Source organism: uncultured Cardiobacterium sp. (assembly GCF_938028825.1).
Lineage (GTDB): Bacteria > Pseudomonadota > Gammaproteobacteria > Cardiobacteriales > Cardiobacteriaceae > Cardiobacterium.
Genome location: NZ_CALIZP010000073.1, coordinates 1 through 19566, shown reverse-complemented (window position 1 = coordinate 19566; position 19566 = coordinate 1). Strand labels below are relative to the sequence as shown.

At 61.4% G+C, this 19566-nt stretch carries 17 protein-coding genes and 1 pseudogene; 15 read left to right on the top strand and 3 right to left on the bottom strand.

What is annotated here, in order from left to right; genetic code table 11:
* The 9 genes and pseudogenes from Q0562_RS11180 to Q0562_RS11140 form a co-directional block, all read left to right on the top strand.
* The coding region (locus Q0562_RS11180) for a hypothetical protein (RefSeq protein ID WP_298644407.1) at positions 1-184 on the top strand (184 nt) is incomplete at its 5' end.
* Between the two features lie 21 nt (positions 185-205).
* Positions 206-1423, top strand: a complete 1218-nt coding sequence (csx2, locus tag Q0562_RS11175; protein ID WP_298644405.1) for a TIGR02221 family CRISPR-associated protein — start codon at positions 206-208, stop codon at positions 1421-1423.
* A gap of 1325 nt (positions 1424-2748) precedes the next feature.
* Positions 2749-4020, top strand: a complete 1272-nt coding sequence (locus Q0562_RS11170) for an ATP-binding protein (protein WP_298644404.1) — start codon at positions 2749-2751, stop codon at positions 4018-4020.
* A 326-nt stretch (positions 4021-4346) separates the two neighbouring features.
* On the top strand, positions 4347-5663 hold the full coding sequence (locus Q0562_RS11165; RefSeq protein ID WP_298644402.1) for a hypothetical protein: 1317 nt from the start codon (positions 4347-4349) through the stop codon (positions 5661-5663).
* Between the two features lie 500 nt (positions 5664-6163).
* Positions 6164-6754, top strand: a complete 591-nt coding sequence (locus Q0562_RS11160) for a MarC family protein (RefSeq protein WP_298644401.1) — start codon at positions 6164-6166, stop codon at positions 6752-6754.
* 91 nt (positions 6755-6845) lie between these two features.
* The gene (locus tag Q0562_RS11155) at positions 6846-7439 is read left to right on the top strand and encodes a MarC family protein (protein WP_298644400.1); all 594 of its coding nucleotides are present in this window, start codon (positions 6846-6848) and stop codon (positions 7437-7439) included.
* 40 nt (positions 7440-7479) lie between these two features.
* The gene (locus Q0562_RS11150; RefSeq protein ID WP_298644398.1) at positions 7480-8205 is read left to right on the top strand and encodes an AzlC family ABC transporter permease; all 726 of its coding nucleotides are present in this window, start codon (positions 7480-7482) and stop codon (positions 8203-8205) included.
* Positions 8202-8501 carry an AzlD family protein gene (locus tag Q0562_RS11145; protein WP_298644397.1) on the top strand — a complete coding sequence of 100 codons (300 nt, stop codon included), beginning with the start codon at positions 8202-8204 and terminating at the stop codon, positions 8499-8501. The genes Q0562_RS11150 and Q0562_RS11145 overlap by 4 nt, the downstream gene beginning before the upstream one ends.
* 15 nt (positions 8502-8516) lie before the next feature.
* Positions 8517-8978: pseudogene (locus tag Q0562_RS11140) on the top strand (NADH oxidase); the annotation flags it as partial.
* Between the two features lie 148 nt (positions 8979-9126).
* On the opposite strand, the gene dcuC reads toward Q0562_RS11140, so the two are convergent.
* Positions 9127-10551, bottom strand: coding sequence for an anaerobic C4-dicarboxylate transporter DcuC (gene dcuC / locus Q0562_RS11135; RefSeq protein ID WP_298644393.1), 1425 nt, complete (start codon positions 10549-10551; stop codon positions 9127-9129).
* A 295-nt stretch (positions 10552-10846) separates the two neighbouring features.
* Between dcuC and Q0562_RS11130 the strand changes: the two genes are divergently transcribed.
* From Q0562_RS11130 to Q0562_RS11110, 5 genes are all read left to right on the top strand, one after another.
* Positions 10847-11011 (top strand): hypothetical protein, encoded by a 165-nt coding sequence (locus tag Q0562_RS11130; RefSeq protein ID WP_298644391.1) that lies wholly within the window; start codon positions 10847-10849, stop codon positions 11009-11011.
* Positions 11012-11034: 23 nt separating this feature from the next.
* Positions 11035-11715, top strand: a complete 681-nt coding sequence (locus Q0562_RS11125; protein WP_298644388.1) for a PepSY domain-containing protein — start codon at positions 11035-11037, stop codon at positions 11713-11715.
* A 185-nt stretch (positions 11716-11900) separates the two neighbouring features.
* Complete coding sequence (locus tag Q0562_RS11120) at positions 11901-13466, top strand: glucan biosynthesis protein G (RefSeq protein WP_298644387.1); 1566 nt, start codon at positions 11901-11903, stop codon at positions 13464-13466.
* Positions 13467-13545: 79 nt separating this feature from the next.
* A complete protein-coding gene (mdoH, locus tag Q0562_RS11115) occupies positions 13546-15615 on the top strand; it encodes a glucans biosynthesis glucosyltransferase MdoH (protein ID WP_298644385.1) in 2070 nt (689 codons plus the stop codon).
* Between the two features lie 11 nt (positions 15616-15626).
* Entirely contained in the window at positions 15627-15935 is a 309-nt protein-coding gene (locus Q0562_RS11110) for a hypothetical protein (protein WP_298644382.1), read from the top strand.
* 100 nt (positions 15936-16035) lie between these two features.
* Here the strand turns inward: Q0562_RS11110 and Q0562_RS11105 are convergent, their stop codons facing one another.
* Positions 16036-18069 carry a M3 family metallopeptidase gene (locus Q0562_RS11105; protein WP_298644380.1) on the bottom strand — a complete coding sequence of 678 codons (2034 nt, stop codon included), beginning with the start codon at positions 18067-18069 and terminating at the stop codon, positions 16036-16038.
* Positions 18070-18263: 194 nt separating this feature from the next.
* On the opposite strand from Q0562_RS11105, the gene Q0562_RS11100 reads away from it, so the two are divergent.
* On the top strand, positions 18264-19241 hold the full coding sequence (locus Q0562_RS11100) for a peptidoglycan-binding domain-containing protein (protein ID WP_298644379.1): 978 nt from the start codon (positions 18264-18266) through the stop codon (positions 19239-19241).
* A 62-nt stretch (positions 19242-19303) separates the two neighbouring features.
* On the opposite strand, the gene Q0562_RS11095 is transcribed toward Q0562_RS11100, so the two are convergent.
* Positions 19304-19566, bottom strand: a 263-nt coding sequence (locus Q0562_RS11095) for a transposase (protein WP_298644377.1), incomplete at its 5' end; no start/stop codon positions are given.

The window sequence follows — 19566 nt, the reverse complement described above, 5'->3', positions numbered from 1 at the left end:
CTTTTCACTACATCAACTATGGCTTTGTCCAGCCCGGCATACTTTTCAGGCCACCCCCAAGAGTTTTATCCATCCCCTATTTGCTGTCGCTGCCGTTCGCGTCAAGCTTCCCGCAGCTGCCGCAAGAGACGCCGTCGGCATGGCAGCGATGGGTTGCCGTCTGTACCATGACGGCTCTCTTTAACCCAGCCCACCGGAGCCCACCATGACCCGCAAACTCATCACCCTCCTCGGCAAAGCACAAAAAGGCGGTGACTACCGCGAAGCCCGCTACCTGCTTGACGGCGAGGCCCTCACCACCTCCTACTTCGGCATCGCCCTCGACCAGCACCTGCGCAGCGACCACCTCATCATCCTCGGCACCAGCGGCAGCATGTGGGACAACCTCGCCCAGCAGCTCGGCATTGATGCCGAACTCGCCCTGCTCGAAGCCGCGGAACAGGACAACGTCACCCCTGCCCTTCTCGCCCCGCTCGCGCAGGCTGCAAGCGACAAGCTCGGCAAACCCGTCACCTGCGACCTCATCCCCTATGGCCGCAGCGAGGCCGAACAAATCGCCACCATCGACCACATCCTCCACTACTACACCAAAGGCGACCGCGCCATTCTTGACGTAACCCACGGCCTGCGCCACCTGCCGATGCTCATCCAGCAAATCGCCAACCTCCTGCCCACCCTGCGCGGCACCGGCATCGAAGGCATCTACTACGGCGCGCTCGACCTCACCCGCGACGGCGCTACGCCCGTCCTGCGCATGGACGGCCTGCAACACATCAGCGCATGGCAAAACGCCCTCGCCGCCTACGATTACAGCGGCAACAGCGCCGCCCTTGTCCCCATCCTCAACACCATCGGCATCAGCGACGCCACCACCCGCCTGCTCGCCCAGGCATCCTTCGCCGAACAAACCCACAACCTGCGCCAGTACCGCGAAAAAATCCAGCAATTCCTCGCCGCCCTGAAAAAAGAACCCCCGACCCCGCTGCTCGGCCTCATCCAGCCAACCCTGCACGAACGCCTCAAACTCGACCCCAAACAGCGCGACTGGGAACACCGCTTCCACCTCGCCGCACAAGCCCTGCACAACGGCGACTACCTGCGCGCCGCCCTCTACGGCTACGAAGCCATCTTTGAACGCATCCTGGATGACAACCACCTTCAGCACAACGACGACTACGAAACACGCAAAAGCGCCGTGCTGCGCTACATCCAAAGCCGCAAAGCCGACTGGCGCGACGCCAAAAGCGGCAGCCGGCACAGCCACACCCTCTACGACAAATACGAAAAACTGCGACAAATCCGCAACGCGCTCACACATGGCGAAAGAGGCAATGAATACATCACCGCCACCCTGAACAACGAAGACAAACTCCGCCGCGAACTGGCCGACTGCCTCGACAAACTCAAAACCCTGACCCTCTGAGCCGCCGCCCCTTGCGATACCCGCCCGCCGCCGGAAAACCGCCCCGGCGGGCTTGCAGGCGCGAAGCCGCAAACACGGCAAAAACACAGGAACACGACATGGCATTTACAGAAAAACCGCCCTAGAATGACGGAAAAACGATCTCTAACAATCGGCAAACCCTGAAACAAAGGGATTAAGATCTTTGTTTCTCGTTTAGACGAAAATAGGCCGCCCGAATAAAAAACGTCCCTGAGCCAAAGGGATTAAGATCCGGTGATCGCCTCAGAATAGTCATCAGGTAACTGAATTAAAAACGTCCCTGACCCAAAGGGATTAAGACATTTCCCCCTGTTCCCGTGTAAATTGCACGGATTCGAATAAAAAACGTCCCTGAACTAAAGGGATTAAGGCGGCAGGAATTTATGCAGCCGCGCAAAGGGATTGCGAATACAAAACGTCCTGACCCAAAGGAATTAAAACATGCTTTTGCGAAACGCTCCGGCTCTTTTTAACGTGAATAAAAACGTCCCTGAACCAAAGGGATTAAGACACATTGAATCTTTGCATCTTGTCTGTGGTAGGTGAATAAAAAACGTCCCTGAACCAAAGGGATTAAGACCTATCGAAGCGCGCCATTACTTTTTCCATTTGAATAAAAATATCCCTGTCCCAAAGGGATTAAGACGCAATGACTTTGATTTCGTGTATGCACGCACGAGGAATAAAAAATATCCCTGACCAAAAGGGATTAAGACCAACTATCGCCGCTGTTTCAGGATAGTATTCGCGAATAAAAAACATCCCTGAACCAAAGGGATTAAGACATGGCTCCCGTCGCCAGCTTCTCAAAAGCTTGTGGAATAAAAAACGTCCCTGAACTAAAGGGATTAAGACTTCTTGTCTGCCCACTTACGGGTTTGCAGCTTGGAATAAAAAACATCCCTGTACCAAAGGAATTAGACGATATGCCCAGCGTCGTTTTCCTGCTGTCATGCTGTTGTGCCATGCCAAATGCCGCCAAGCGGCGCAAATACTATCCCCGCCAAGCGGCGTCATTGCTGGGCCCGCCAAGCGCTGTGGTTACTGGATTTTGGTCGCTGCGTGATTATTTTTCTGCTGCCCCCACCCCAACCCCTCCGCCAAGTACCCACAAAAACGCTCGCGTTTTGTGGGGCGCGACCACAGGTGGAGGGGCTTTTTTTGTGCGAGCTTCAAGGATGGATGCCCGTCAAGCGGCGCAAATACTGCCCCGTCAAGCGACGTCGTTACCGGGTCCGCCGGGGCATGGCATTCCGCCTGCCATATCGGTATCGTCGCCCTCCCGTCGTCCACCGGATATCGCCATGCCCCCTTCCCTCCGCCTGCGTCTCGCCCTCGCCCTCAGCGCCGCCATCATCCTCGTCGCCATCGGTGCCGGGGCAGTCGCGTTTTTCTCCATTCTTGAAAAAACGCACGACGAGCAGGACAGCCTCCTCAGTCAGACCGCCTCCCTGATTGACCCTTACAACCCGCTGCCGCTCTACGACGGCGACGACAGCAACCACATCGACATCCAGCCCGTCTCGCCCTTTGGCCGCTACGGCCATTTCTTCCGCCAGAATCCCGCCGACGGCTTCCACGACATCGGCAGGCGCGGCGAGCGCTACCGCGCCTACATCCACACCTATCCGGACGGCTACCGCCTCGCCTTCATTCAGGACAGCACCTACCGTGATCAGGCCGCCTACGCTGGCGCGCGGCACGTCATCACGCCGCTGCTCCTGCTCGTGCCGCTGCTCATCGTGGTCAGTCTCATCACCGTGCACCGCGCCCTGCGCCCGGTGCGCCGCCTCTCGCACCAGCTCGCCGCGCGCGACGAACGCGACCTCTCGCCGCTGGCCGACGCGCATATCCCCAGCGAAATCAGCGGCTTCATCCATGCCATCAACCATCTGCTGACGCGAATCGATGCCGCCCTCAAACGCGAACAACGCTTCATCGCCGATGCCGCGCACGAACTGCGCACGCCGATGACCGCGCTGACCCTGCAAGCGGAACGCCTCGCCGCCCGGCTCGACAGCGACGCCGCCCAGCGCGAGCTGGAACCGCTGCGCAGCGGTATCCGCCGCAGCAGCGCCCTGCTCGAACAACTGCTCACCCTCGCGCGCAGCCAGCACCGCGACGACGCCCCGGCCGGCTGCTACGTGCAGGCGGTGTACCGCCAGGTGGTGGAAACGCTGCTGCCATTGGCGGAAGCGGCAGATTGCGACCTCGGCATCAGCGACAGCACGGACGCCGAACTGCCGCTCCCGGCGACCGAGTTCTACACCCTCATCAAAAACCTCGCCGACAACGCCATCCGCCACGGCGGGCGGCGCATAGACCTCGGCATCGCGGTAAACGGGCGCACCACCACCCTCAGCGTCGAAGACGACGGCGACGGCATCCCCGCCACCGAACGCGAACGCGTCCTCGCCCCCTTCTACCGCCGCCCGGAAAACAGCGGCGACGGCACGGGGCTGGGGCTTGCCATCGTGAAAAGCCTCTGCGACAAACACGGCGCGCAACTCAGCCTGCACGATGCCCGCCACAGCGCGAGCGGCCTGCGCGTGGAAATCCGCTTCGCCCGGCACTGAAACGACCCACCGCGCCCGCCTGCCATAGGCACCCACCCATCGCGTGGCGGAGTAAAACCTGTCAGGAAACAGCGGACAATCCCCAACCCCGCCTGCGGGAGGCGGGGCTTCCACGAAAAAAATGCCCGCATTTTTCGCGGGTGGGTCCCCAAGCGGTGTCGCGAAGCGGCAAATCCCGGCAACCACGCCGCCTAATGAAGCATCGACACGCGCCATTTCGGCAGGCGGCGGATTCTTGTCGCGTACGCTGTGCAGCACAAAAGCGCCCTGCACCGCCACCGCCGCCGGGCGAGATAATGACCACATCCCAATAACAGGAGCCATGCATGCCCCATTTCACCCCCGATCTGGACGACCTGCGCAGCGAAGGCTGGGGCGGGCGTCCCCGGCAGGTCGTTCACTGGCAATTCAGCGCCTGCTGGCTGCTCGTCAGCGTCCTCATCCCCGTTTTTATTTTTGACAGCCGCATCGGCTCGTTCTTCACCGGCCTGCTTACCCATCTCCGGCTGTGGCTGCCGTTCTGGCTCGCGATTGGGGCGGGCTGTTTCTACCGCGATTACCGTCACTACCGGAACAACCGCCGCGAGGATACTGTCTGTCTTGTCTGCGACCCGCAGGGGTTGACCCTCTATGACCGCGCGCAACGCATCAGCCATCAGTGGCGCTGGTCGGAACTTGATAGCGTCAGCGTGCAAGACGGCGCGCTGCACATCATCCCGCGCCACGGCACGGATTTGCGCTACCGCGATGTGCGTCTCGAACACGACCGCGACACTTACCACGCCATCGCCGCCGTCACGCAAACTTTCCTGCACGGCAGCCGCCCGCCGGACGCGCCCACGCGCCACGTCACGCCCCATATCTGGTACGAGCAGCGCGGCAAGATGCGCTACGACAACCGCAGCTATCACGACAGTTTCGTGCTGCTGCTCCTGCTGCCGCTGGTCGCCATCCTGCCCGCGAATATCCGCGACTATGTCCGTATGGCGGAGATGAACGACACCCTGCCTTATCTGCTCAGTCTCGCCGTGTGCGCCGTCCTTTTCTGCATCATCCTGCGCGCCCTGATCCGCCATTACCGCCGCCGCTTTGCCGATCGCGCGAACGAGCAGGCGGCGATAGACGACGACGGCCTGCATTTCTACACACCCTTTGGCAACACCATCAGCCTGCGCTGGGCGGAGATGAAAGGTATCGCATACCGGAAAATCGTGCCGTACAAAGGGCCGGGCCACTACCGCCTCGACATCACCGACCGCCTCGGCAATGCGCGCGAAATCGACATCGACTACCTGCAAGACGTCGAAAAAACCGGGCAGGAAATTGCTGCGGCCGCCGATGCCGTCATCCATCAGCGCCCGCTGCCGCCGCTCTCCCGGCAAAGCGATGATGGCACTGCGCCGGGCCGCGTCCTTTTCTGGATAAACATGCTGTACATCGCGGTGTGGCTGTGGCTGATCCTCGGCTGCCACTATCTGGCAAAGACAAGCTGTTCCCTCAAATTCAGCCTCCTCCTCAACCCCATCCTCAGCCTCGCCAGCCCGGTCTTTTGGCCTTTTTCTTCATCAATCTGGCGTTTGGCAGTATCCGCCGCTGGTTTGACGAGCATTTCTGATACCCAACCCCTGCATACCCCGGCATGAAGCCATGGCATGCGGGCAAACCTTTACCCGCCGTCGGGTGAGGCTGGGGCGGTGTTTGTGTTGAACAAGCGGCAAACCCCGCACGTTCTGCCCACGGGGAAGGGGCTTTTTGAAGGTTCTCATGCGAAGCTGAGCCGAATGCTGCGGGAGCACGGCCCGCTTGCCGCCGATGCCGCATAAAAAACAGGCTTGGCTGCTAATCCCATGTGTTGCACCCGGCAGGCAGCCGTTCCGTTGGCGAGTTATGCACAATGCCAGCGCCGGTGCGCTACGGCGTTTTTGCAACCGGAAAAATCGTTTGTATAACAGATTGCTTAGCGTATCCGTATGTTTCCAAACATTTTTTATTTTTTGTTTGCGAGGATGTTTTCCGCCGCAAGTCGTGGCCGGCATTGGTTTTTTCGCCGTTATCCGCAGGTTATGCACAGAGTTATCCACAATACGGCGCGGCTGGTTTCGATAGTAAGATGCCGCCCCTTCTTTGCATTCATGAGGTCATTATGGAAACCATCCTTGCCACGGCGATTACCCTGTTCCTTATCATGGACCCGCTCGGGAATGTGCCGGTTTTTCTCGTCGTGCTGGCGCCTATCCGGGAGGAGCGGCGGCGGCGCATCATCATGCGCGAGCTCCTGATTGCGCTCGTGGTGATGCTGGTCTTCCTCTTCTTCGGCCCCGCCATGCTGCGTGCCATCGGCATTTCCAGTGAAGCGGTGGCGATTGCCGGCGGGCTGGTGCTGATGATTATCGCCATCCGCATGATTTTCCCGCTGCGCGGCAGTTCGGTGATGGGCGATGACGACACGGAAGGTGAACCGCTGATCGTGCCGCTCGCCATTCCGCTCCTCGCAGGCCCTTCGCTGCTCGCCACGCTGATGCTGCGCGCGGGACAGGGGGATTTGTGGCGGCACACGCTGCCCGCGCTGCTGCTCGCCTGGGCAGCCTCGGCGCTGATTCTGCTGGCGTCGCCGTCTTTATACCGCGCCTTCGGCAATCGCGGCCTGAAAGCGATGGAGCGGCTGATGGGCATGGTGCTTATCTGCATCTCGGTGCAGATGCTGCTGAACGCCTTCTCCCATTTCCTGCACTAAATTTTACCTTTTTGTTCATATGGATAACCGGAATTACTGAAATGGTGTAAGCGGCGTACAATGCCGCTTTCTTCATTATCCGAGGTCAATCATGGAAACCATTTCAGCTACCGCCATCACGCTGTTTTTCATCATGAACCCTATCGGCAACGTACCGGTATTCCTTGCCGTGCTGGCGCCGGTGCAAGAGGCACGGCGCAGCCGCATCATTCTGCGTGAACTGCTCCTTGCCCTGCTGGTAATGCTGGTCTTTCTCTTTGCCGGCCCCGCCATGCTGCGGGCACTCGGCATCTCGCGCGAAGCGGTGGCGATTGCCGGCGGGCTGGTGCTGATGATTATCGCCATCCGCATGATTTTCCCGCTGCGCGGCGGCTCGCTGATGGGCGAGGACGACAACGGCGACAGCGAACCGCTGCTTGTGCCACTCGCCGTGCCGCTGATTGCCGGTCCTTCGCTGCTGGCGACGCTGATGTTGCAGGCGGGACACGGCAGCATCACCAGGCACATCCTGCCTGCCATGCTTATAGCCTGGGCAATATCGGCACTGATTCTGCTGGCCTCGCCGTTTCTCTACCGCATTCTCGGCAATCGCGGCCTGAAAGCGATGGAGCGGCTGATGGGGATGGTGCTCATCTGTATCTCCGTGCAGATGCTGCTGAACGCGTTTGCCCATATTCTCCACTGAACCATACAATACGCGGCTTTTCTGCTATCCGGAGGCCGCTTTGCACGCTTTATCCCCTACGACTCGCACGGAATTTGTCCGTGGCATCCGCGAAAGCGGGCCACTGCTCATCGGTCTCCTGCCGTTTGCCCTGATTCTCGGCATGCAGGGCGGGCAGAAGGGCATGAGCTGGCTGGAAATGCTCTTGATGACCGGCATGAATTTCGCCGGCGGTTCGGAGTTCGCCGCCGTCAACGCCTGGGTACATCCGCTGCCGATCGCGCTGATTGCCGGGATGACGCTGATGATTAATTCCCGCCACATCCTGATGGGCGCAGCGCTGGCGCCGTATCTGCGCCATCTGCCGATGAAAAAAATCCTGCCTGCACTGTTTTTCATGTGCGACGAAAGCTGGGCGATGGGCATGGCGGAGGCACGGAAGCGGCGGGCGCAGGGATTGTCGGCGGCATTCAACCTGCCTTATTACGCGGGGGTGTGCTTCATTCTCTACACAATCTGGGTTTCGTTTACTGCCTGCGGTGCAGTGTTGGGGCCGAAACTGGGTGATGTCGCTGCCTGGGGCTTCGGCATGGCCTTTCCGGCGGTGTTTCTGGTGCTGATTCGCGGCATGTGGCGCGGGGTCAGACCCGCCCTGCCGTGGCTGGTGAGCCTGATAGTCGCCGCCGTGGTGTATCGCGTCTTCGGCGGCGCATGGTATGTCCCGGCGGGCGCAGTGGCGGGACTCACCACCGCCTGGCTGATGGGCGCGGAAGCGGAGGCGGCATGATTGCGCTCGATTCTTTCCTGCTCTTCCTCGCCATGCTGACGGCGACGTATTCCACCCGTCTCATCGGCTTTTTTGCCCTGCGCAAGCGCACGTTGAGCAAGCGGGCAACGGCGGTGATGGAAGCGGCACCGGGCTGCGTGCTGATTGCGGTGATTGCGCCGTATTTCGTCTCCGACAAGCCGCACGAGGTCATCGCCATTCTTTTGACCGCGCTCGCCGCCTGCCGCTTCGCCATGCTGCCGACGGTGCTCATCGGCGTGGCCTCGGCCGGGATACTCGGTTACTGGTTGCGATAGAGGCAGACCGCCGACGACTGCGCCACCGTGCATGACAATGCGACCGGCAGCACCGGCTGCATCGCCCTCGCCTCCAATGCCCTGCGCTCCGGCATCGTCGCCGCGCACAACGCCTGCGGTCATCCGCTGGAAGGCAGCGGCGTGCAGGGTTCAAACGGCATCGACATCTTTGATCTGAAAATGGTCCCGACCGGGTTGACCGCAGAAAAAGCGGCGCAGCACGGCTACCACCCGGCCGTCGTCGCCGTCAACGACAGCCAGAAACCCGCCTTCATGCCGGACAACTACGACGTTACCCTGAAAATCGTCTATGACCGCGACAGCCGCATCATCCTCGGTGCGCAAATCGCCTCGCGTGCCGACATCAGCATGGCCATCCACCTTTTCTCCCTCGCCATTCAGGAACGCATCACCATCGACCGCCTCGCCCTGCTTGACCTCTTCTTCCTGCCGCACTTCAACAAACCCTACAACTAAACGCGGCGTTGCAAGCCATGCGTTGAAAAAGCCTGCCCTGCCGCCGGGCGCGGCTTCATACGGCAAAAATAAAGAAAAACCCTTCCCCCGTTGCGGGGGGAAGGGTGCGCAAGCGACGGAGGTATTTCTCGCGCGGGGGATTTCCGGATTACGCCGGCAGATGCAGCGGCACGAAGATAAGGGTGTAGGCGATGACCACGAGCAGCGCGGCAAGGGTCGGGACAGAGGTGCGCTTGACCAGCAGCATCGGCGAGAGGTTGCCCGCGCCGCTGACGGCGACGATGACGCCGGAAACCGGCGACAGGGTGCGGCCGACGTTCGAGGCCTGCTGCATCGGCAGGATGAGGTAGGCGGAATTGATGCCAAGTTTGTCCGCCAGTTTCGGCGCGATTTCCACGAAGGCATAGAACGCCGCGTTGCCGGAACCGGAAGCGACCACCACCAGCAGGGTAATACCGACCAGCGCCAGCATCATGATGGTCGCCGCCGAGCCGCTTTTTTCCACCAGCGCAATCATGTCGTTCACGAAACCGATGCTGCTCAGGCCTTCCGAGAAGACACCGGCGGCAATCAAGAGGATGACCACGCCGGCAAAGGCCGCGCCCATTTCGCGGTAGGCGATTTCCAGGCCGTCGTAAAGCGCTTTCGCGCAGGAGCCTTGCGTCTCGCCCGCCAGGCGGTGATAGAGGCTGCGGATGTATTCGATGGTGAGGCTGATGATGAGGGTGAGCACGACCACCGCGCCGAGTGTCATTTCCGGCATGACCTTGCCGCCGATTTCAAATTTGCCGTCGAAAATCAGCATCCCGGCAATCGGCAGGAAGGGCAGCAGCATGTAAAACGCCGGTGCCTTTTTCAGGGTGGAGAGATCCATGTTGATGCGTTCGCCGCTGCTTTGGCTGACGAGTCCCTCGCGGCGGTCGCAGAAGGGTTGCCAGAAGAAATGGGCGGCAGCGGTGGCGACGATGGCGAGCACGCTCATCGGGATCATGTAGGTGAAGGCGTAGTCTTTCACCGAGATGTGCGCCTGTTCGGCGGCGAGCACCACATCCGGCGCGGTCGGGGCGAGGGTCATCATCGCCGTGGTGGCGCAGACGGCCGCCGCGCTGGGGCGGGAGATGCCGAGGCTGGTGAGGATGGGGAAGAGGGTCGCCATGAGGAAGGCGCCGAGCGCGGTTGCCGAAGAAATGGCGAACGAGAGCAGGCTGCCGATGAAGAAGCCGCCGATCATCAGTACATACGGCGAGCGGATGTAGCCGAGCGGGTGCGAGAGAACGCGGATGACGGTGTCGTTCGCGCCGATATGCGACATGTAGGCGGAGAAACCGATGAGCACCATGATGAGCAGACCCAGGCCGCCGCCCCGGTTTGCCATCAGGTTGTAGATGAGGTTGCTGATATCGACGAAAAACAGCCCCGTTGCCTTCTCGCCACCGATGGGTTTGCCGAGGAAAGCCACGGCAAACAACATCAATGCCACACCGGCGACAAAGAGCACGCCTTTGGCGTTATAGCCACGAATGATGAGAAAGCCCACTAGAAAAATGGTGAGAAAACCGATAATTAAGCCCATGATGCACCTTTCAGGTTGATAAAAATCAGGCGCACATTATCACTTTCTTACAGAATGTAAACACAAGTCCACGCAAACTCCACAAAATGCAGTGTTTTTTGCAGATTGCCGCCGTGATTTTGCGTGTATCTTCCAATAATCCACCCCGACACACCGCGCCGCTGCCGCATGACCGCCCTAATTTTCCCCTAAGAATCGCCCCCTACAATGCGCGCCATCGGCAGGAGGTGAGAGACCTGTCGATGAAAGAAAATTCCATAGCCATCCTTTTATTCACAAGCGGAGAGAGAACCATATGAACAAAACCTTCCTCGCCACCCTCAGCCTTGCCGTCCTGACCAGCGGCAGCCTCGCTCACGCCGCTCACCACGATGAGCAGCAGGCGCTCGTACAAAGCGGAACCGGCGCTGCGCAAGCCGTAGCCGCCGACGACAAAGTGCCGCGCGACGCCCAACCCTGAACCCAAACCCAAGGAGACATACCATGAAAAAACACATCCTGGCGCCCCTCGGTCTTGCCCTGCTGCTTGCCGGCGGCGCGGCGGCGGCGAAAGACCATGACGGCCGCGAACATCGCGGCCCCGGCCCGCACGGTCCGCACCACGGCGTTTTCCAGGCATTGCAACAGAGCAAGATCAGCGCCGCCCAAGCCGTTGCCATCGCCGAAAAAGAAAGCGGCGCCCGGGCCGACACCCTCGAACTCGAATTGGCGCAGGGCCGCCCCGTCTATGACATCGACCTGCGCGACGACAAGCAGGAATACGAATACCGCATCGACGCGGTAAGCGGCGACGTCATCAAGCGCGAAAGCGAGTACGAAAAAAACATGCCGCGCTACGCCCCCGTCAAACTGGAACAGGCGATTGAAACCGCAGAAAGAGAAGTCAGCGCGAAAGTGGTGGATGCCGAACTCGAAGGCCGCCGCAAAGGGCTGGTGTATGAAATCAAACTGCTCGCGGCCGACGGCGGGCGCTATTTCGCGGAAATCAGCGCCGAAGACGGCAAAATCCTGCGCGGTAGCAAGCCCATCGTGCCGCCGAATGCGGCCGATGCCGCCGACGTGCTGAAACAGGAAGAGCAGGCCGCCCCGCCACCGCCTCCACCGCCGCCTGCTCCGGCAGGGCAGGACGGGATACCACCTTCAGATGCTCCGGCGAAATCCTGACATCATCCGCCTGATCCAAGCGACAGCCCCGGCTGTCGCTTTTTTGTGCCTGAACGGGTGGTGTAAAAACGCGCAACCTACTGCAAAAGAAGGGAAAAAACGCGTCCAGAGAGCAAAACCGTTATATTACAAACATGCTATACTCGCGCGCCCCAAAGAAACCCACACCATCACGAGCAATCCACATGAACAGACGGGATTTCATCACCGCTACCGGTGCTATCGGTGCCGCCGTACTCAGCAGCAAAACCTTCGCTCAGGACAACCCCCAACAAGCCGAAGCGGACGTCCACAGCTTCGGCCGCGTCATCACCCTCGCGCAAGAACGCGCCCAAAGCCCCGACAAACCCGAACAATACAAACTTGGCGGCATTTTTTCCGACCTGACCTACGATCAGTACCGGGGCATCCGCTTCCGTCGCGAAGCCGATCCCATTCACGCCGCGAACGCCAACTCCCAGTTCGGCCTTGATCTCTTGCCGCCCGGCTTCTTTTATAAAGACCGCGTCCGTATCTATCTCGTCAAGAACGACAAGGCGGAAGAAATCGTCTTTGACCCCGGCGTTTTCGATTTCGACCCGAATCAGTTCGACGCCGCCACCCTCGAATTTCCCGACGAGGTGCGCCAGGGGCTGGGCTGGTCGGGCTTCCGCCTGCGCTACGCCATCAACTCGCCCGATTACATGGACGAATTCGCCGTTTTTCAGGGCGCGAGCTACTTCCGCGCCATCGCCCGCGACACCCTCTACGGCCTCTCGGCGCGCGGCATCGCCCTCGGCACCGGCGGGCCGGGCGGTGAAGAATTCCCGCGCTTCACCCGGTTCTGGATTTACCAGCCGGAGGCGAACGACCGCAGCATCCGCCTTGAAGCACTGCTGGAAAGCCCCTCGCTCACCGGCGCTTATGCGATGGAAATCATCCCCGGCGCGGAAACCGTCTTCCTCATCAAAAGCAGCCTTTTCCCGCGCAAGGACATCGAACATTACGGCATCGCGCCGCTCACCTCGATGTACTACTTCAGCCCCAGCCGCCGCGCCGCCGTCAACGACTACCGCAACGCCGTGCACGACAACGACGGCCTCGCCATGTACACCGGCGGCGAAGCGCGCCTGTGGCGGCCGCTGTGCAACCCGCGCGACCTGCAATTCTCCGCCTTCATCGACGACAGCCCGAAAGGCTTCGGCCTCTTGCAGCGCGCCCGCGCCTTCGACAACTTCCAGGACGCCGAAGCGCGTTACGACAAGCGCCCCTCCGCCTGGATCACCCCGCGCGGCAAATGGGACAAAGGCAGCATCTCGCTGGTCGAAATCCCTGTTACCAACGAATTCAACGACAACATCATCGCCTTCTGGTCGCCCGCCGAACCGCTGAAAGCGGGCGAGCGGCGCGATTTTGCCTACGACCTCACCTGGTCGCAGGCAGGCCCCGAATTTTCCGGCCGCGCGCGCATTGTCGGCACCCGCAGCGGCGCGGCGGTGAACAACCCCGAACTCTTCACCTTCACCGTGGACTTCGCCGTCCCCGAAGGCAGTGCCCCGCTTGACCCCGATGCCCTCAAACTCGTGACCAACACCAGTGCCGGGGAAATCCGCGCCGCCCACCTCGTCCGCCTGCCCGAAGGCGGCAAACTGCGCGCCGCCTTCGACTACCAGCCGAAAAGCAACACCATGGCCGAACTGCAACTGCGCCTGACCGACGCAGGCGGCGTTCCCGTCGCCGAAAGCTGGTTTTACCGCTGGGTGCCGCTCTGAGCCGCCACCATTTCTTGAAAAATGCGACAAAGGGCGGGCATCAACCCGCCTTTCTACCAACTGACCGACAAAAACACCGATGAACACCACCATCCCCGCCGTCCCGCCGGAAGCTCCGCTCAACATGCGCGTCCAGTCGCTGCGCAAAGCGCCCGGCCGGCCACCCGTCCACACCCCGCTGCGTACCCACCTCGCCCGCCTCGTCGCCTTCGGCGGCGCGCTTGCCATCGGCACCCTCGGCAGCTGGCACATGCTCAAAGCTTTCGGCGACGGCCGCAGCACCCTGCTGCAATACATCCTGCTCATCTTCTTCGCCCTCACCTTCTACTGGGTCGCCTTCTCCACCACCGCCTGCCTCGCCGGACTCCTGCCACAGCGCCGCCACAAAGGCGCGCTCAACCCGCAAGGCGGCAAAGTCGCCCTGCTCATGCCCGTCTATGGCGAAGACCCAGCGCTGACCCACGCCGCCCTGCTCGCCATGGCGCGGCAACTCAGCCAGACCGCGCTCGCCGGACGCGCCGAAATCTTCATCATCTCCGACACGCAAAAACCCGATGCCTGGCTGGGCGAAACCGCAGCACTGCACATCCTGCGCGAACAATCCCCGCTTCCCGTCTGGTACCGCCGCCGCGCGCAAAACAGCGGGCGCAAATCCGGCAACGTCGAAAACTTCGTGCGTCGTTGGGGCGGGCGCTACGACTACATGATCATGCTCGACGCCGACAGCCTGATGGAAGCCGACACCCTCGTCGAAATGGTGGCGCGCATGGATGCCGAACCGCGCCTCGGCCTGCTGCAAACCATGCCGCACCTCATCGGCGGCCACTCCCTGCTCGCCCGCGCCATCCAGTTCGCCGGCGCCCTCTACGGCCCCATCGTCGCGCGCGGCGTCGCCGCCTGGCAGGGCGAAGACGGCAACTACTGGGGGCACAACGCCATCATCCGCGTCCGTGCCTTCGCCGACAGTTGCGGCCTGCCCATCCTGCGCGGGCGCAACCCCATCGGCGGCCACATCATGAGCCACGACTTCGTCGAAGCCGCCCTCCTGCGCCGCGCCGGCTGGCACGTGCGCATGGATCCCGATCTTGGCGGCAGCTACGAAGGCCTGCCGCCGACGCTCGACGACCTCGTCGGCCGCGAACGCCGCTGGGCGCAGGGCAACATGCAGCACCTCGGCATCATCGGCGCCAAAGGCCTGCGCTGGCCGAGCCGCATCCACTTCCTCATCGGCATCGCCAGCTACATCATGAGCCCCATCTGGCTCATCATGCTCATCGTCGGCACCGGCATCACCGCGCAAACCCTCTTCACCAAGCCCAAATACTTCACCAGCGCACGCCAGCTCTTCCCCGACTGGCCGACCTTCGATCCCAAACGGATGCTGTGGCTCTTCTTCGCCGCCATCAGTCTGCTGCTTTTGCCCAAATTCATCGGCTGGCTGCGCGTCCTCATCAGCGGCAAACGCCGCCGCGCCTTCGGCGGCACCCTCGCCGTCAGCAAAGGCTTCATCGCCGAACTCATCATCTCCACCCTCTACGCGCCGCTGCTCATGCTCATCCAGACCCGGCACGTCATCGACATCTTCCTGGGGCGCGACAGCGGCTGGCGCACGCAAAACCGCGAAGGCGCGCTGCTGCCGTGGGGCGAGGCCATCAAGCGCAACCTGCTCTATGTCGCCATCGCCATCATCGTCCTGTGCGGCCTCATCTGGCAGGCGCCGAACCAGATCATCTGGCTCTCGCCCATCATCATCGGCCTCTTCCTCTCGCCGTGGCTGTCGCGGCACAGCGGCAACACCCGCCTGGGCAGCTGGCTTGCCCACAAACGCATCCTGCTCATCCCCGAAGAAACCAGCCCGCCCGCCATTGCCACCGCTGCCGCCGCAGACAGCGCCGCCTTTGCCGCCTGCCGCAGCCGCCGCATCGCGGAGCTGGGCCGCGACCGCGCCCTCGCCGCCACGCACATCGCCGCCCTCGACCCCACCGCGCCGCAAAGTACGAAAGACCGCCTGCTGCACATCACCGCCAAGGCCAAACTGCAAGAAGCGCGGCACTATGCCGAAGCGCTGAAATACCTGACCCCGCAGGAACTCATGCACGTCGCGGGTTCGGCGGAACTCATCGAAACCCTGCTTAACCTGCCCGAATAAAGAAGGCGACCATGCAAATCCTGCCCCTGCACCACAGCGGCCCGCTCGGCGGCATCCTCGAAGACAACAGCCAATACCAGATTGTCGAACTGCGCCTGCGCGCGGGCAACGAACTGCCGCCGTACCACAGCAGCGCCGCCGTCATCCTCATCACCCTGAGCGGCAGCGCGGAAATCCGCAGCGCGCGCGACGGCAGCACGACAACCCTGCTGCCCGACCGCATCATCAGCCTTGCGCCGCTGGAGACCCACACCATCCGCGCCACCGCCGACAACACCCATATCATCGTCATCAAAAGCGGCCTGACACCGGGCGCATAACACCCGCCGGAAATCATCCTCCCGCCAGCGCCGCAGCGGGCGGCATCACCAGACAAAAAACGCTTCCCGTGGGAAGCGTTTTTCATCAGGGGCGAAGCGGTCAGCGGATGCCGCTTTGTTGCAGCAGCGCATCCACGCGCGGCTCGCGGCCACGGAAGGCGATGAAGCTCGCCATGCTGGGGCGGCTGCCGCCGGTGGCGAGGATTTCGTCGCGAAAGCGCGCGCCGGTTGCCGGATTGAAGACGCCTTCTTCTTCAAATGCCGCGAAGCTGTCCGCCGAGAGGACTTCCGCCCATTTGTAGCTGTAATAGCCCGCCGCGTAGCCGCCCGCGAAGATGTGGCTGAATTGCATCGGGAAGCGGTTTTCCGCATAGGCGGGGGTAACGGCGACAGCGGCGCGCACAGCGGCGTGCACGGCGAGCGGGTCATCGCGCCACGCCGTGCCGCTGTGGTAGCGGAAGTCGAACAGGGCAAATTCGAGCTGGCGCAGCATCGCCATGGCCGACTGGAAGTTCTTCGCGGCGATGAGTTTGTTGTAGAGCTCGTCGGGCAGCGGGGCGCCCGTGTCTTTGTGCCGCGTCATTTCCGCCAGCGCCGCGTGGTCGTAGCAGTAGTTCTCCATGAACTGGCTGGGCTGTTCGACGGCATCCCATTCGACGCCGTTGATGCCGGAGATGGAGTAGATGTCCACGGCGGTGAGCATATGGTGCAGGCCGTGGCCGAATTCGTGGAAGAGAGTGGTCACTTCCTGGTGGGTGAGGCAGGCCTCGGCTTCGCCGACGGGCGGGGTGAAGTTGCAGACGAGGTAGGCAACGGGCAGTTGCAGCGCGTCGTTGTCACGGAAGCGGGAGACGGCGCCGTCCATCCACGCGCCGCCGCGTTTTTTGGCGCGGGCGTAGGGGTCAAGGTAGAACTGGGCGCGCAGGCTGCCGTCGGCATTCAGCACATCGTAGGCGAGCACGTCCTGGTGCCAGGTGCTGAGGCTGTGGTTGGCGCGGAAGGAGATGCCGAAGAGGCGCTGGCTGATGGCAAAGAGGCCGTCGATGACGCGGCTGATGGGGAAATAGGGGCGCAGGTCTTCTTGCGAGAGGGCGTATTGCGCCTGGCGCCGTTTTTCGGCGGCATAGGCGACATCCCACGGCGCGAGGTCGGCAAGCGCGAGTTCGCGCGCGGCGTAGTCGCGCAGCGCCGCCATTTCCGCCTCGCCCGCCGCTTTGCTTTTGCCGACGAGGTCGTCGAGGAAGGCGAAGACGGCTTGCGGCTGTTTCGCCATTTTGTCGGCGACGGATAGCGCGGCGTAGTCGGCGTAGCCGAGGATTTCCGCCTGGCGCGCGCGCAGGCGCATGGTTTCTTCGATGATGGCGGCGTTGTCGTATTGGCCGCCGTCGGCGAGTTCGCTGGCGCGGGCGTTGTAGGCGCGATATACGGTTTCGCGCAGGGCGCGGTCGTCGGCATAGGTGAGGACGGGGATGACGACGGGCGCATCGAGTGTCAGGCAGTAGCCGTCGAGACCGCGCTGGCGGGCGAGATCGGCCAGCAGCGGCTTGACGGCATCCGGCAGGCCGGCAAGGCGGCTGTCGTCGGCCAGCGGCAGTTGCCAGGCGTTGGTGGCATCCAGTACGTTGTTGGAGAAGCGGCTGGCAAGTTCGGTGAGACGCTGGCTGTTGGCGCGGAATTCGGCTTTGGCGTCATCCGGCAGGGCGACGCCGTGCCGCGCGAAGGATTCGAGGCTGTCGTCAATGACTTTCTGCTGCGCGGCGCTGAGGCGCGGGTATTCGCCGCTTGCCTTCAAGGCGCGCACCGCCTGATAGAGGCCGTTGTGCTGGGCGAGGTCGGTGCCGTAGGCGGCGAGTTCGGGCAGGATTTTTTCATAAGCGGCGCGCCATGCGTCGCTGCTCTGCACACCGTGCAGGTGGCTGATGGGCGAAACGGCCTTGTTGAGGCGGTTCGCCATGCGTTCCAGCGGCTGCATCAGGGTGTCCCAGGTTGGCGCAGGCAGCGCCGCGAGGCGTTCGGCCTCGGCGCGGTTTTCTTTGATGATGGCGAAGATGGCATCGACGTGTTCGGGTTTGATGCGGGCGAAATCGGGCGCGGCGGGCGGGTGATAAAGCGGGTTGTCGCTGAAATCGGTCATGGGGTTTCCTGAATTGAGGTGGGAAAAGGCGCGAAGTATATAGCGGCCTGCGGGCAGCCGGTGGCGAAAATGGCAACTTTTGCCGCGTTTTCATTGCCGCCCGGCGGTGGCTTGCGTTAAAGTATGTGGCGATTTTTGGACGGTTATCGTGTTCAAAATGTCAATTCCCGAACTCATCTATTAGGAGACTTTGAATGATGAAACGTAAGCTTTCCGTGCTGCTGACTTCTGTCGCCATCGCCGCTTTGGCGCAAGCACAAGAAAATTCCGATGCGCAACAAGAAGCTGCCGCACCCGCACCTGCCGAGGGCATGACGCTGACCGTCCCGCAAGTCAAAGCCGGCGAATGTCAGGCACTCGTCGTTATTCCGGCCCGCTTTGAACCGCGCACCGAGCAGGTCGTCATTAAAGACGCATCCAAGACCTATGAAATCGTCCCGGCCGAATACGAAACCACCGACGAGCAAGTCGTTATCAAACCCGCCAGCAAAAAGCTGGAAATCGTCCCTGCCGTCTTTGAAACCGTCGAAGAACAAATCGAAATCGAACCGGCCATGACCACCCAGGAAGTCATCCCGCCGCAATACAACGAAGTCAAAGAAGAAGTCGTCGCCAAACCCGCCTACATGACCGCGCGCAGCGAAGGCCCGGCGCGCACCTTCTCCTCCACCGGCGAAGCGCTGCGGATGGTGGAAGTCCCGGCAGAAATGGCGAGCATCACCAAGCAGGTCGTGCAGGAAGAAGCCCGCATCAACCCGACCCAGGTCGAAGCCAAATTCAAGACCATCAAAAAACAAAAACTGGTCAGCGAAGAAACCACGCGCGAAGTGGAAGTTCCGGCTGAATACGAAACCGTCAAAGTCAAAAAACTGGTGAAAGAAGCGCAGCAAATCGAGAAGGAAATCCCGGCCGAATACGCGGAAGTCACCAAATACGAAAAAATTTCCGACGCGCAAGTGCGCTGGGAAAGCGTGCTGTGTAACGACACCGTGAACAGCAAAACCATCGAAGCCGTGCAAGCCGCACTGAAAAAAGAAGGCTACCGCGTCTCCGTTGACGGTTCGCTCGGCCCGGGCACCATGAAAGCGCTGGAGGCCTACCAACGCAAACACAACCTCGGCGTGGGCGGCGTGACCCGCGAAACCCTGCAATCCATGGGTATCGAGCAATAAATTACCGCTCACCCGTGACTCTTGAAGGAAGGCGCAAGCCTTCCTTTTTTGTTAGAACGTGTTCATAGTCTTCGCAGCAGCACTCCCAAGAAAGCCAAAACCATCATTTGCAGACTGGTACTCAGCTTACGCCCGCAGTTTTTCCACAGCCGCCTGTTCTTTTCCGGCCGGGAAAAACTGCGCTCTACCACCCACCACTTCGGCAATACCTTAAACCGGTGCAATTCGTTGCGTTTGGCAATTTCTACCTCCGTACCAATCAACTCCTGTACCGACGAAGCAAATGCCTTACCCGTGTAACCACCGTCGGCAAGGACTTTTTGCA